At 40.2% G+C, this 14119-nt stretch carries 12 protein-coding genes; all 12 read right to left on the bottom strand.

The window, feature by feature from the left end:
* Positions 1–4: 4 nt before the first annotated feature.
* Positions 5–4303: a gp58-like family protein gene (locus IGI78_RS04220; RefSeq protein ID WP_430618516.1), complete on the bottom strand. Its 4299-nt coding sequence runs from the start codon at positions 4301–4303 to the stop codon at positions 5–7.
* A gap of 83 nt (positions 4304–4386) precedes the next feature.
* Entirely contained in the window at positions 4387–4743 is a 357-nt protein-coding gene (locus IGI78_RS04215; protein ID WP_159151150.1) for a DUF6711 family protein, read from the bottom strand.
* A 13-nt stretch (positions 4744–4756) separates the two neighbouring features.
* Positions 4757–9652 carry a transglycosylase SLT domain-containing protein gene (locus IGI78_RS04210; RefSeq protein WP_430618515.1) on the bottom strand — a complete coding sequence of 1632 codons (4896 nt, stop codon included), beginning with the start codon at positions 9650–9652 and terminating at the stop codon, positions 4757–4759.
* Positions 9653–9662: 10 nt separating this feature from the next.
* The gene (locus tag IGI78_RS04205; RefSeq protein WP_429961136.1) at positions 9663–10037 is read right to left on the bottom strand and encodes a hypothetical protein; all 375 of its coding nucleotides are present in this window, start codon (positions 10035–10037) and stop codon (positions 9663–9665) included.
* 23 nt (positions 10038–10060) lie between these two features.
* A complete protein-coding gene (locus IGI78_RS04200; protein ID WP_429961135.1) occupies positions 10061–10468 on the bottom strand; it encodes a DUF6096 family protein in 408 nt (135 codons plus the stop codon).
* Between the two features lie 323 nt (positions 10469–10791).
* Positions 10792–11205 (bottom strand): phage tail tube protein, encoded by a 414-nt coding sequence (locus IGI78_RS04195; protein ID WP_429968666.1) that lies wholly within the window; start codon positions 11203–11205, stop codon positions 10792–10794.
* A 12-nt stretch (positions 11206–11217) separates the two neighbouring features.
* Positions 11218–11580, bottom strand: coding sequence for a hypothetical protein (locus IGI78_RS04190; protein ID WP_086294681.1), 363 nt, complete (start codon positions 11578–11580; stop codon positions 11218–11220).
* Complete coding sequence (locus IGI78_RS04185; protein ID WP_430618578.1) at positions 11580–12122, bottom strand: HK97 gp10 family phage protein; 543 nt, start codon at positions 12120–12122, stop codon at positions 11580–11582. Before IGI78_RS04185 ends, IGI78_RS04190 begins: the two co-directional genes overlap by 1 nt.
* Positions 12112–12462, bottom strand: coding sequence for a hypothetical protein (locus IGI78_RS04180; RefSeq protein WP_429961131.1), 351 nt, complete (start codon positions 12460–12462; stop codon positions 12112–12114). The genes IGI78_RS04185 and IGI78_RS04180 overlap by 11 nt, the downstream gene beginning before the upstream one ends.
* Positions 12459–12794 carry a phage head-tail connector protein gene (locus IGI78_RS04175; RefSeq protein WP_429961130.1) on the bottom strand — a complete coding sequence of 112 codons (336 nt, stop codon included), beginning with the start codon at positions 12792–12794 and terminating at the stop codon, positions 12459–12461. Before IGI78_RS04175 ends, IGI78_RS04180 begins: the two co-directional genes overlap by 4 nt.
* A gap of 13 nt (positions 12795–12807) precedes the next feature.
* Positions 12808–13068: a conjugal transfer protein gene (locus IGI78_RS04170; protein WP_121262110.1), complete on the bottom strand. Its 261-nt coding sequence runs from the start codon at positions 13066–13068 to the stop codon at positions 12808–12810.
* Between the two features lie 11 nt (positions 13069–13079).
* Positions 13080–14102 carry a major capsid protein gene (locus IGI78_RS04165; RefSeq protein ID WP_430618512.1) on the bottom strand — a complete coding sequence of 341 codons (1023 nt, stop codon included), beginning with the start codon at positions 14100–14102 and terminating at the stop codon, positions 13080–13082.
* Between the last annotated feature and the right edge of the window lie 17 nt (positions 14103–14119).

The following is a 14119-nucleotide window of genomic DNA, read 5'->3' as shown; positions in this document are numbered from 1 at the left end:
AAAGCTATGCAGCCTCTAACTCTATTACTTTGTTTTTTAATTGATCGACTTCGTTTTTTAGAGACTGAATTTCTCGCTCGTGATCACTAAGGATGACATTTTGATACATAGTTAAACGATCATAAGCTAAACCTTCAACTTGACCAGAAGATCCATACAAAACAACTTCTTTTAATCCTTTTAAATCAAAATCATCAGCCACGAACCCATAATACCTTTGTGCTTTGCCACCACGAGCAATTTCAGCTTTGTCGTACCAAGAAGAAGGCAAAATAGACAAAAATCGTTTTGCTTTAGAAATTACTTCGTCAGCAACTTGAATATCTTCTTTATACTTTCTTGCTGATGTTGACCGGCCTATCGTTCCAGCACTTGTTATAAACATATTTGATGCACTAGAGTATGTTCGATTATAAATGGCCATACTCCAAATTCTTGGCGTACTATCCATTCCTAGTGTTACACCTGCAGGTGCGTTGGAATAATAACTATCCCCTCCATTGTTTAACTCCAATCGATCAGTTTTCAAGGTCATGTTCGCGCCTGAGGTAACGTTTAAATTAATAGTAGTAGTCGTGGCAATTTTGGTATTGTTATATCTTGCTTCAATAGGCGTATATAGTGTTCCTGCTTGATTATGTTTTATACGAACTCCGTATTCTCCTTCTATTGATAAATAGTTATTCCCATCAAGTTGCATGACGTAGGTGTCTTTATTACCTGTGACGATTCTTCTTGCTTCAACGGTATTCGTACTAACAAATCTAAGTTTTGCGTTCACTGTGTTGTTGAAGTTTACTACAGCGTCGACATTTCCCACACCATACATCTTCCACTCCATATTCGTTCGTGAAGACGTATCTGGAATTTGAAAGATTGGCATAGAAGTTGTATCAGTTGCTGATCCGGTATTTATTGAAAATACCTCTCCTGGCATCTGTACAATGGCTAATCCCACAGGTTCTTTCGAAACATAAATAGGCTGAATTCTGGCTAATTCGTTTGTGCTTCTTCTAAAGTAGATGCTTCCTTTTAGAAGTTCCATACTATATTCGCCGGAATCTGACTGAGTTATTTTCCCACCAGTCAAATCAATTGCATTTAAAGTGCCCGACACAATACTATTCGCATTCAAGTTGATGATGTTCACATTCGCTGCATTTAGCGTTCCGGTGGTAATCTTGGTTGCTGATAGACTACCGATTTTAGCATCAGTGATCGCTGCATCTGCAATCTGTGCAGTGCTAACAGCGAGATTTGCTATCTGCGCTCTTCCTATAACACCATCTTCAATATATGTCTGGCCGGAGATTTGGACCTTATTACCTGCAATCAACACACCATCTGTCGAGATATTGATTTGATTTACTACATCATCTTTTGATACTTTTAAATTAATGGTATCCGACAACTGGGTAATCTGTGATTGATTAGAATTAGTAATATCAAACACTTCAAATTTTGCAACGTACCAAATAAATGGATCAGTTTCACTAGGTGTAGTTCCGATTGTAGGAATATACTGGAAACCGAAAGTACTGAATGGTCCAGCAGTACCACATTCTACTAAATATGCATATTCAGACCATGTACCAGTTCCTCGTCTAGGTGTTAACCATCTAGTAGATCCACCAACACCGATATTGTTCTTGGCGTCCATTACAGAGGCGTTTGCAGGTATGTTGGCTATAAACCGTATAATGAACTTAGCATTAACCCGTGCATCTAATCTGTAATAGAAACCACCAAGACCGGGTGAGCTAGGACCAATCGTTTTAATTTGCATACGATAATCACTACCTGTGGGTTGGGTTCCTCCAGCGGATAATGAAACATTTTGTCTACTTAGTAAGACATTACCACCCACAGTATTGTTATACGGTATTAGGTTATTTGATCCTTTAAGGAATGTTGGATCCGCTGATAGTTGTAATGCTCCTGCCATTCTGCCTTTCCAGTCTATATTAACGGCTGTAGTATTCATTTCGGATACAGTGGAGGTCAATCCACTAGCCGTTGCTTCAACTTGTGTAGCTTTAGTCAAAGCAGAATTGGCCGTTGTCTCAACGCTAGAAATCGTTGTTTTCAAGCCATTCGCTGTTGTCTCGACTTGAGTTGCTTTAGTTAGAGCTGAATCAGCGGTATTCTTGACACTGGCTACTGTTTGAATAGTTCCCTCAACTGTTGACTCAATTTGATTGACTTTTGTTGTTTGAGCTTTATCTTCAGGTGCTGGAGACCAGTCTGATAGTGCAACACCTTCTTCGATTTGTGCACGCCATACTGTGAAATCTAATGAATCAGTATTAACTGGTCGATATAATACAAATTGCATTGCTGCTAAATTCACATTATGGTGAGCTTTCATAACAATTCTTTTAGTCTCACCAGGTTCAACAACAACTGATTGACTTAGATTATTATTAAAAGTTACTCGTTTATCGCCATTATTTTTTACATACATTGAGTGAACATAATCAGTATTGTCTTTAACATACGTAATTATATTACCTGGAAGTGTACCACAGATAGTTCCAGTACCACCAGTTACTACATGTCGAACTGCATTCGTTGCATTCCACTCAGGTACTGAAACTGTTGTATAGGTAATAATAGCACTTTGATATGTTCTGAATTTTGGAGCCTCAGATTCACTAACCCAGTTTCTAGCTCCAATATAGAAATCATTCTGCCATTCTGCCACACTTGTCAACGTCTGCTTAACACCATCAACGGTGGATTCCAGAACATTCGCCTTACTCAAAGCGCTGTTTGCTGTTGACGTCACAGTTGCTATTGTTTGTTTTTGGCCATCGACTGTTACTACCAATTCATTCAGTTTCTTCGTTGTACTTGTGGCAGTCGATTCAACATCTGTGATTCTTCCAGTTAATCCAGTGACTGAGGTTTCAAGCGTTGCTGTTCTACTTTCGACAGCATTCGCCTTATTATAGGCTTCGTTAGCTTTACTACTAATAGAATTAACTGTCCCATTGATCGTAGTAACATCAGAAACAAGCCCATTGACATCAATCTGGATTTTATCGGCTTTAGCCTGTGCAGACTGTGCATCAGCTTTTGCTTGATCAGCGGCTTCTTGAGCATTTTCTCCGGCTTGTTTTGCCTGTTCGATTTCTTTCACCAAATCAGGATCTATTGCAGTGGATACTTTAAACACCCAATCCAATTCTCCAGAACTATTTTTCTCATATACCCAAATTTCAGTATCTACACCACTTGGCTTAAACCAAATATCGCCTTCTTTTGGATCTATAGGCTCTGTTTGATCGTAGTAATTGCTGTTCCATTTATTGGCACTTAGAAGAGATTCAACATAATCCACTCGTTGATTTAAAGGACCACGGTATCTATAAGTTGCCTGTGAACTTGAATTGGTATTTGCTTTTGATTCTGAAGACATTCCACCATTAAAGGTGATATTGTACGACAGATTAGGGACAGAATATCTAGTACCGTCTTTATCAACAATATAGATCCAGTCTCCTGCTTCCAAAATGGGACTTCCACGCCACTTCAATTCGTAAGGAAAATAATTAAGTGTCTTGACTAGTTCCCACATTTGGTTCAAATGTGTTTGAGTCATCACTTTATTCTCAAGCTCAACTTGTGATCCATTGGTAGAACCAACGCGAATGACATCCGTTTCTTCTTCACCAGTTTTTACCGTGATGCCACCAATTCGATAACTGTTCTCATTTTTAGTAAATCCCTTTAACATATATGAGTCTGGAGTGATTTCAAAGTTTGTGGGTGCTAGTCTTTTTATTGTTAATTCACCCTTGCGGTTAAAACTTGCAAAACCGCCTTCAAACTGAGCAATCAAACCGATTGCTTGGCGAAATGTATATCCTACAGGTTTCTGAACCCACTCAGTTCCAAGCGAGGCAAAGGATGCTTGATCGATTTCAACACCTGCTAAATTGGCTATTTCTAACGCAACTTCCCGATATGGCTTAGGATAGGTTAATTTTGATTCATATATTCCTTCCATGTAAATCATTTTGTCATTTGCAGTAATCGTAGTCTTATTACTGTTTCTATCACGCTCAAAGTCCGTTATAAAAAAATTACCTAATTTAGTGAACTGATATTCACCATTAATTAAAATCCCCAACTCTGGTTCAATTTCTAAATCTTCTTTCACTGCTTCTATAATTGTCGGAAAAACTATCTGAACTGAATTCAGGGGGGTTGAGCCAATTTGGAAAACTTCACCCGAAATACTGCCAGAATCAAAAGAGAGTGAGGTAATATCCTCACTCCCATACGTAACGTCATTCATTTTTACTCTAATAGATAGCTGTCTTGAGGGACTTAACCAAGCTGCTATTACGTCATCTGTTGTGACTAACAAAATTACCTCACCTACCTTTCAATAAAACTCATCGTTAGCCCTTCCCATTTGGGCAATTTGTCATGCCAGGAATATGCTGGAGCTGATCGATCGCCGACATAAAATGTTTTCGTAATAATGCCGCCTTCCATCGGATCGGGATAAGTGACTTCAAAAAAAGGAGACATCACCGCTTTTAAAATTGGTGAAATCTCCGCATCCGTTAAGGCACCCCATTCAAGGTCCATTTTTCGTTTTGTAGTGATATAATCACGAGTCATATCGCCTTTCGCATTACGACCAGAATCACCATCAACTGCTTGTATGCCTGCAGTAAACTTTTTAGGAGTCTTGATCGTAACTCCATTAATTTTTAAATATCCAGCCATCAGATCAATCCTCCTAAATGTTTAATTCTGTATAACCAAGCTGCTGATGGTATTTGTTGATTTCTTTTACTGCAATACGACCGAATTCTTTACCGCCAATATTAATGACAATATCTCCATTTGGTGCTTGTGTTGGTGTTGCACCCATTGCGGAAATGGCATTCATCAATGTTGTTACCATAGATGAAGTGAAGTCTTTCATGCCGCCACCTTCATAATTCATTTGGTTATTGTTACTAAACGTACTATTTGACGGTGTGAATGTTGGTGTTTGGAACATTTCTGGCAACATTATGCTTGAGGTGAACTTATCAAGCCCAAGATACTCAACAGCTTGTTGAATCAATTCAGCAGCACGTTGCGGTTTTTCAAGTGGAATGACCATCTCTTTCTTATTGCCTTCTCCCATACGATATAAACCGTCTTGAGTAACTAGTCCGCCATTCTCATAGCCCACACCTCTGTACGCTGACGCAAGCGACCCGTAACGACTGAGTGCATATCTCATAGAAGCCAAAATATTCGACATAGGATCCCAAATATTCTTGTTGTACGGGCTTCTTGCATAAGCTCTAAATGTTGGATCAATGACCTGCATCAATCCTTTAGAAGGGGTTCCGTTCTTAGCGTTGATATCCCAATTATTGATGGCGTTAGGGTTACCATTTGATTCAGTCTTCATTTGGTAAAGCGTGCGATTTGCATTGGCTAGTGAGTAAATGCCTAGTTTGTTCAATGCGCTATTGACAGTCGATCGCCATCTTTCTACTGATAAACCATACTGACCAGCAACTGCTGCACCTCCAGATGCACCAAACGAAGCATTCTTGTCTATATCGCTTGCTCCGAGTGAGCCGTTGATATGCAAATGATCGTAGTGGTCATTCTGCGGCCATCTTACCCAACTTCCGCTCGATCCAGTACCAGACATTCCTTTTCGGTCTCGAACTTTACCTTGAGTGATTACGTAAGCTACTTTTGAAGCAAAGTTATCAAACACCCAGTTTGCTGGAGCAAAGTATTTCGAAGATCCGTTCATACTTGCTGGATACGCAACGTCAATTGCTTGATGCTTTCCGTGGGAATGTGGATCACCTGGTCTAAACCCAGAAGTGATTCTCATACCAGGATATCGATCGACGGTTTTTCTTGCGATATCATATAGGTATTTGTATACACCCCAACTCCCCATTGATCCATCAAACGAACTATTTTGTGCTTCATATCCTGCATCGAACTTCGATTTAAACCATTCATAAGAACCTTCTGCGATCGTACCAACGGAACCTTTCGCCATTGATAGAGCCGGTTCAACTGCACCTTTCAAGTTAACGAATTTAGAAATTGCTGAATTCAAAAGTTTCTTAGGATTTGATGCATACGACCAAATATCCGATGCAATTTCTTTTGCGCCATCCCATTTCTCTTTTAACCATTCGCCTATACCATTTGCATAGGCTGGTACACCATACATTGCAGCAGTCTTTGGACCACTTAAGACGGATGTTCCTTTTGGAAGGTTAACCATCAGATTTCTTTGCGCCGGAAAGATACCAGTACGTCCATCAGGTGTCCGGTAAGCTTCTTGATAATTAGATCCTAACCCATCATTTACTAAAGCAGGTCCGCCCGGATGATAGCCGGTACCTTTAGCATAAGTAGGAATGGTCCATTTCTTCAGAGCGCTGTCTCCTGCTCCGACTTTACTTAGTACCCAGTTGATACCGCTGATGACTCCATTGACACCTTTTCCGATAACTCCGACCATACCATTGAAAATTTTACCTGCTCCTTCTTTAACTTTCTTAGCGCCATTGCCAAGACCTTTCCCTATTTTTTCTCCTAGTTCATTAGCCCAACCGGTAATCTTTCCGAAAGCTTCAGAAGCGTTTGTTTTCATAGTATCAAATGAGCTTCCCATGCTCGTTTTTAAATTACTAAATGCAGTACTTGCTTTTTCTTTAGCTGAATTAGCCGAAGTTGAAACCTTATCACGAATTTCATTCCATTTATCAACTGTATTATTTTTGACATTATTCCATCGATCAGAAACGTTATTCCGAAGTTCTTGTAATCGGTTTGACGCATTATCTTTTGCTGTTCTTGCTTTGTTTGATACATCTGTGGAAAAAGTATCCCAAGTTTCCTTTGTATTCTTTTTGATGTCACTCCATCGACCGCTAACATTATTCCAGATACCAGAAGCTTTCTCAGTAACTGTTTTCTTAGCATTATTCCAAGTGTCACTGGTCCATTTTTGGACATTACCCCAAGTATCTGAAACAGTCTTCATTATTTTGCCAAAGCGATCATCGATAACATCTTTAAGTTCACCAATCGCTTTTTTAGGATTCTTAACTGCGTTAGCAACTTTTTCTAACACACCAGCAAGAAATTCTAACCCTTTTGTCAAAAGTTCAATTTGCCCAATAATCAGGAATTTAGCCACTTGAGTAAGAGGAACAATAACGACGTCCCAGAACCATTTAAAGATTGGTTTGAAAATCTCAATCACTTGGTTCAAGACCTTCAATGCTGCTGAGAACATATCAAAATACTTAGGCACATAGTCTTCAATGAAAAAGCTTGCCAAAGGTAGTAGAACGTTTTTATACAACCACTCAAGTCCATCGCCAACATTTTTCAGGATAGGACGAATCGATTTGAATAATCCATCTATCGCTTTAAGTAATGGCGTGAAATCAAGGTTTTTTGCCCATTCTTCTGTGGCTTTGGTCATACTGTTGATATTACCTAACAAATCATCTACTGCATCGAGTATCGTTCCGAAGATTGATTCTCCAACTCTTCCTTCTTTCCACGCCTTTTTAAGTTGCTCAGCAATGTTGCCGATCGTATTGAAGATATTCGTATAGATTTCAAGAATATTGGCAGCTATACTTTCTCCACGACCATCGTTCCAGGCGTTTCGAAAAGCAACAGCAATTTCATGAAGTAATTCAAGAATTCGATTCCACATATCAAAGAACGATTGAATCAGCCTTGTTCCTCGCCCATCATCTTCCCATGCACGTCTGAACGCACCAGCAATATCACCAATTATGCCAAGTACATCTGCTAATAAAATCAGGATATTCTCAATGAATAATTGACCCGTTCCGTTTGTCCAAACTTCCATAAATGACTTGCCGATAGCAGAAGCCAAACCCATTACCTCACCTAATGCATACTTCCAAGCATCGATCACTCGTTGTCCTTGATTTTTCCATGCATCTTGGAAAGGCTTGAAGAAATCCTTCAATAATTTTTGGATGTCTTTCATCCATTTAGGCGTTGAATAAGTGCCTGTCGCTGAACCAAAATCAATGCCAGGAGTTGTGGAATCTTCCTTCTTTTCATCATCCGTATCCATCGTTAGCTTGTTGATTTGGTCAAATCCCATGAGAGATTTTTGTAGTTTTTTCACTTTCTCATTGGCTTTATTTGCAGAAGACCCAGTATCGTTTAGCGCTTGGATATTGTCATACAATCCACTAGCGTCTTGTTTTGCTGCATCATAGGTTGTCCCGAATAACATTGCAATAAATGAGGCAAGCTGCCCCGTGAGTTGGGCTACTGTGCTCATTAGCGCATTCAACGCTGGTAAGATTGCCGTGTATATTGGATAGAATGCCGTCATAAGATTGACTTTAATCTGATTCAACGAGGCGCTGAATTGATCGTTCGTTTTCAACGCTGACATCATACCGCTAGCTAGTTTGGTAATTGCGCCACCTAACAGCTGATAAACAACCAATGAAGGTAACAGATATTTCATTGACTGACCAAAAGCATTCGTGCTTCCTGTCATTCGATTTGTTCCAGCTGTAACTTTGTTGGAATTACTAGAAAATAGACTTCCGAACTTTCCAATAAATCCAAGAGAGTTCCTTAAGCCATTTCCGACGCTCCCGAATCCGTGTGAAACAGCATTGGACATGCGGTTGAATACACCGCCATATTTAGAAACAGCCCGCTCAGATTGCTTCAGTCCTGTGCCTGTCATACTAGCGCCGCTAGAAGCGTTGCCCGTTTGAATGGATGATTGTCCCAAAGCAGAGTTAACTCGTTGCAGAGCCTTTCTCAACGCATCTGCTCTGTCTTCTGTTTGTGCGTATTCCTTTTGCAAACGATCATTGTCACTTATAAGCTTATTCATCTTGATTGATTGTTTTTGAATCTCTCCAGACGTTTTCAGTGATTGAGGAGTATCTTCATAATTCTTGAATCCAGATGTAAAGCTGCCAGTTGGCACACGTTGATCGTTGTACTCCGCCTTCAACGTCCGAATTCGTTTTCGCATCGCTTCAATTTGGGCTTCGTTTTGGCTCATGCCTTTTGTTATACTTTCCAAGGAAGACGGTACAGCATCTAATTCACGCTTGATTGTATTACCCATGCCTTTTGCCTGATCTTGAAATTTTGTCATCTGAGCTTGCGCTCGAGCGATTTGTTCATAGTATTTAACGACTTTCCCTGTATCTCCTTGACTGGATGCCGTTTGCCTTTGCGATTTCAGATAAGCAACCTTTTCTTGTGCTGCTTTCGCTTGTCCCATTTTAGCGTTGATCTCATTCACCATCGCATCTATTTCCTTGGTAACCTTCGGACGTGCTTTGCGCACCCCGGTTGCGAAGTTGTCGCCAGCAGCTTCAGACGATTGCTTTGTCGATCGCTCGAAGTTTGCTAATGTCTTTTCAAGTGCTTGATTCATTTTTTCTAGTTGTTTCGTGAAATTGCTAGCGCCTTTTTCAATATCCATATTTTTTTCTGTGCGATCCATTGAGTTACCGGACATTTGTTGGATTCGACTCATTGCACCCTCAATTTTTGGCAATACACTCTCTAGGGATTGCTCAACTCGAGCAGTATTGATATCTAACAAGACTTCAAGTGTTTCTAATTCCATGCTTTCTCACCTACCTTTCTTCTATGAGTTTTCTTCTTTCTCTTGTTGCTTTGATAGCCTGCGCTTGGGCCAAGAACATTTCTTGCTCACGCTGCATAGCTTCTTGCTTTGTTTCTTCCTCCGTTTTCGCTTCTTCAACGGCTTGTTCAATTTGTTTGAGAAATGGATAAGCATCTTCAAATTTTGGAAACTTCTTCGGATCATTGAATGCAAAAACGGCTAACCTTTGCTGAGAATAGTCGAATAATGCTTTTTCTTTTAACTCATCCTCCTTGATTTTCTTGTTGGCTTGAACTTGTATCATAATTTCCTCAAGCGTCATTCCCCAGTAGTCAGTGGCAGGGATTCCTGATTCGACCGCTTGTGGGTACATGAATTCAAGCATTTCGGATAGATTATCGAAGTTTTTTATAGAAGACTGTCTTCGCTGTTCGTCTGATCCAAAGATTCCCCATCGGTCGCTTCGTTCGCCGTTTCTTTCTTTCCGAAAAAACCCGCTTCATCCAAGAAGTCATTGATTTCACCAAATAGATCCATGGTTGTTTTGCCTGATTCAATATATTGTTCAAAAGCTTCGATAATTGCTTTTTCAGTAACACCGCTCGTTTTATTTGCTCCTTGCAAAACAATCAGCAAGCTATTTGCTGGCGGCAGTTTAATTTCACCTTGTTTTTTAACGAACAGGCCCATGATTCCTTCATCTAGTTTCTTTTCGATTGCAATAATTGCTTTACCATCTAACCGAAGTTGTAGGTTTAAGTTACCTAATTCAAATGGTGTTGTGTGTGGAAATTGTGCGATATTGTTTTTTGACATAATTGTTTTCCTCCTAAGATAAAAAGGCTAGTCTTTCGACTAACCTTCTACTGGTTCTGTTAATGTTAAAACGTGTGTGTCTGTTTTATTTCCGGAATTTGTTATACCTGTTGTTGTATAGGCTCCTGACGGCACATCTGCAGTCCAGGTAATATTCCCAGTGTTCGATACTGCCAAACCTGCAGTAGTTGGTGCAATTGTATACTTAACAGTTTTATCAGTAGCATCACTAGGTGATACAGTTGCTGACAATTGACGATTTGATGCAGTCCCCGCAACTGCGGTAGATGTCTTCGGTGACAAAGTAACCGACTCGGGGTTGATTACTTTGCCGGTGCAGGTGTCATAGTCGGCCCTTCACTAACAACCACACCTAAGTTAAATCCAATGGCTTGATTGACTTCTGCACCATCAAATTTATAATATGGTTCACCAGTAAACTCTGATTTTAAGCCATCTGGATATGTGATTGTCCAATCGACCGATTTATTCGCTTCAACCAAGGCGTGAATATCACGGAAGTTATCTCCTTGATATACGATCGCAAATTCTAAGTTGTCAGTATCTTCGATACCTTTAATATAAGCTTTCTTTTCTGATCCTAAGTGTGTAACGTCTACTTTCTCCGGGTCGCTACCCAGAGCTGGGATAGATTTAACTGCTGCCACAGTTTTAATTGTCGCACCGTCTTTGTAGGTTAAGACAGTGCCCTTTGATAATAGTCCTGCAAAATCCATGTGTAATTCCTCCTATTTTTTGTATACATATTTCGTAACATTATCAACTACAGCTGTTACTTCAACGATGATTCGCTTTAAATCAGCCGTGTTAGCATCTTTAGCGGTACCAGAAAAACCAATACTACCGAATGTGCTTAAAACACTTTCAGCAATACTTGTCTGGCTTTTGTCTCCGTATAATTCAACTGTGATTGTCCAATCTGTTTGTAACTCATTACCCAATGAATCAATCTGATGTGGTTTGTTGGCAGTTCGATAAATAGCCAATGGGAATGTATTCCAAGTTGAAGGATAGTCCGTGGCAATCTTCTTGATAGCAGTAACGGATTGTAATACTTCAACAGTGACTGTCTTCATATTCACTCGTTCCATCACTTCAACTCCCTTAACTTGCGTTGTACATGTTCTTTGAAGATTTCAGGTGCTTCACCGATCAAATCTACTAAAGAAGGATACAAGAACGGTCGTGCTGGCTGTCCTTTGGTAATGTAGAAGTCTGTACCTTGAACAGTCACACGAGGAATACCGTATATAGCTTCCAAATCAACTGCAACATCTTTTGCTGGGATAAACCATGCTGTTTGCGAGTAAACTGGTGTAAATCCTTCTGGTAAGTCTTTTTGACTAGCTTCACCGACAGGACCAGTACCAACTTCACGAAATAGCGCTTCTTGCTTGTCGGACCAGACACGCCCAACAATTTGGTTTTGTGCGTTGATCACGACTTCGTTCTTCAAACTACCCAATAATTCTCCACTTGAATATTTCATGCTAGATGATAACCGCAATTCGGCAGCTTGTTTGATCAACTCGGTGATTTCAAAAGTCGCATCCCACATCGCATCATCTAAAATTTGAGGCAGTGCTTTGGCTTTTCGATGTAAGCTTTCCAGTCCTTTGATTTCAACTCCCACGATTATCATTCCTTTCTAGCATAATGTTCTTGTGTGTCGAAAATGTCTGGATAGATTTGATTGTGAAGTCTGGTTCCTCGTCTTTGCCAACATATACACAAACACCATCTAGTTCGTTTTGCGCCTCGTTAATCGTATCGCCTTGATATTTGCAAGCTTTCATTGTTTCAAGCTTGCTACCGTAGATCTGAGCGTTTACCGTACCGCTTGCAGCTTGTACATTCATACGCAACTCAATCGGATCAAACGGGTATGTGATTATTTCTTCTGCTTCTTCGTCATGAGTGACTTTTCGTTTTTTTAGGTAGACAGTTTGTAAATCGCGTTCCCTAAGTCTCATCTGAACGACCTCACTTTTGCCACTCTATAGCGATTGAGTTTTGATTGAATCTTTGCAGGAATACCAATTTCGAACGATTGAGATACACCGCCCTCAGTACGAGCTGTCTCCCCTTCGTTGCCTTCAGTATTTCTGCGAAAGATATACAGATCTTTAACAGAAGACGGCATATTGCCCACAAGCACATCACGATTGCAATAATCCAAGGCATCATACATCGCATCTTTGATATCATCTTTCAATACCTCAACAGCCGTTGGATCCATAATAGAAAACTTACGCCCTAGTTCGACAGCAAGCTTATCTAGGACGATTTGATTTTGTTCATTCATAAGCTATCACTCCTTACAAAGTTACTTGATTGTCATTCATCAGCTGAATCAATGCATCACGATCAGCCTCTTCAGGAATTTCAACCTTTGCAGCTTCAAGTGCCTTACGTAAAGTTGCTTCTTTAACGCCTTTGAACGGCACATTTTCGATTTCTTCGATTTTATCAAACAAATCATCATTCATATGATCGCCTTCGATGATTAATTCTTCACCTGAACCATAACGTTTCCCCGCATAGAATACGGGGATATCTTTTACTTTGACTTTAAACATATTTTTTCCTCCTATGCGATTGGTTGTGCTTGGAACACTTCATCAGCAGCTGCAAATGAAGGCAATGCAGTTGCAACAGCTTTCGTCCAAGTTCCGACAGGATCACGCGTTTCATCGTAAACAGATGCCAATACGTTGCTGACAAGCGTAGTATCAACCGCTGGATCCCGAGTCAAACGAGTTTCTTCTGCAGTAGGTCCATATAGCGTTTCACCTAACAACTCATCATTAAACATAGCAAATTTGTTTTCAGGGAAATATTTCTTTGTTGTATACGTTCCGTCAGCTTGCTGTACTTTGTATTTCTCGTCATAAGTACGAATTACTGGATAGCTATGAGTTTCCATGAATGCATCCAAGTCAGCTTGTGAAACTACACGCCCAGAATCTTTACCGAAGATTGCAGCAATGATTTTAGGATGGGTAGCAAGCGCACGATAGATTTTCCGAGAAGTGAGCGCACGAGTTGGCTTAGTATCCAATGCATCAATCCAACGTTCGATATCAGCCAATGGATCAGAATTTTCGTTCGTCCAAACTTTCGTACCGGTCAAGGCTTCTTTGTGTTCAGTAGGAACATGGTAATCAAGCGTGAAGTTCAATCCGTTTTCTTTAACAGTCACTTGACCAGAGGCTAATACTTCCATACGCATAGCTTCCACACGAGCACGTACACCTTGCACTAATGAATCGATATCATTGTAGACTTGACCTACTAGATATGCTTGTTCTGCAGGCGTGCGTGGATTTTCCAATGCAATAATGTCGGTTTCTTTCAATTGGATTTTACGTTTGATCAAGCTCAGTTCCAACTCTTGCTTGTTAGCAATACGGCTTCCGATTTCCGCCTCAGTATCGAAGTCGTGGATAGATGCTGCGATAGGGATGCGGCTACCACCGCTTAATTGATCCAATTTCAAAGACGGTTGTTTGCGCTCTGGGAAGAGTGTTTCACCTAGTAAAGGTTTATATTCGCGATCACGAACATAGCTTAAAACTTCATTTTGTGTAAATAATTCCATAATTGTTGGCATGTTTGTTTCCTCCTGCT

The sequence above is a fragment of the Enterococcus sp. DIV1767 genome (genome assembly GCF_050542585.1).
Classification (GTDB): domain Bacteria; phylum Bacillota; class Bacilli; order Lactobacillales; family Enterococcaceae; genus Enterococcus_D; species Enterococcus_D innesii.
The sequence above is the reverse complement of the archived record's forward strand: the minus strand, read 5'-3'. Positions and strand labels throughout refer to the sequence as shown.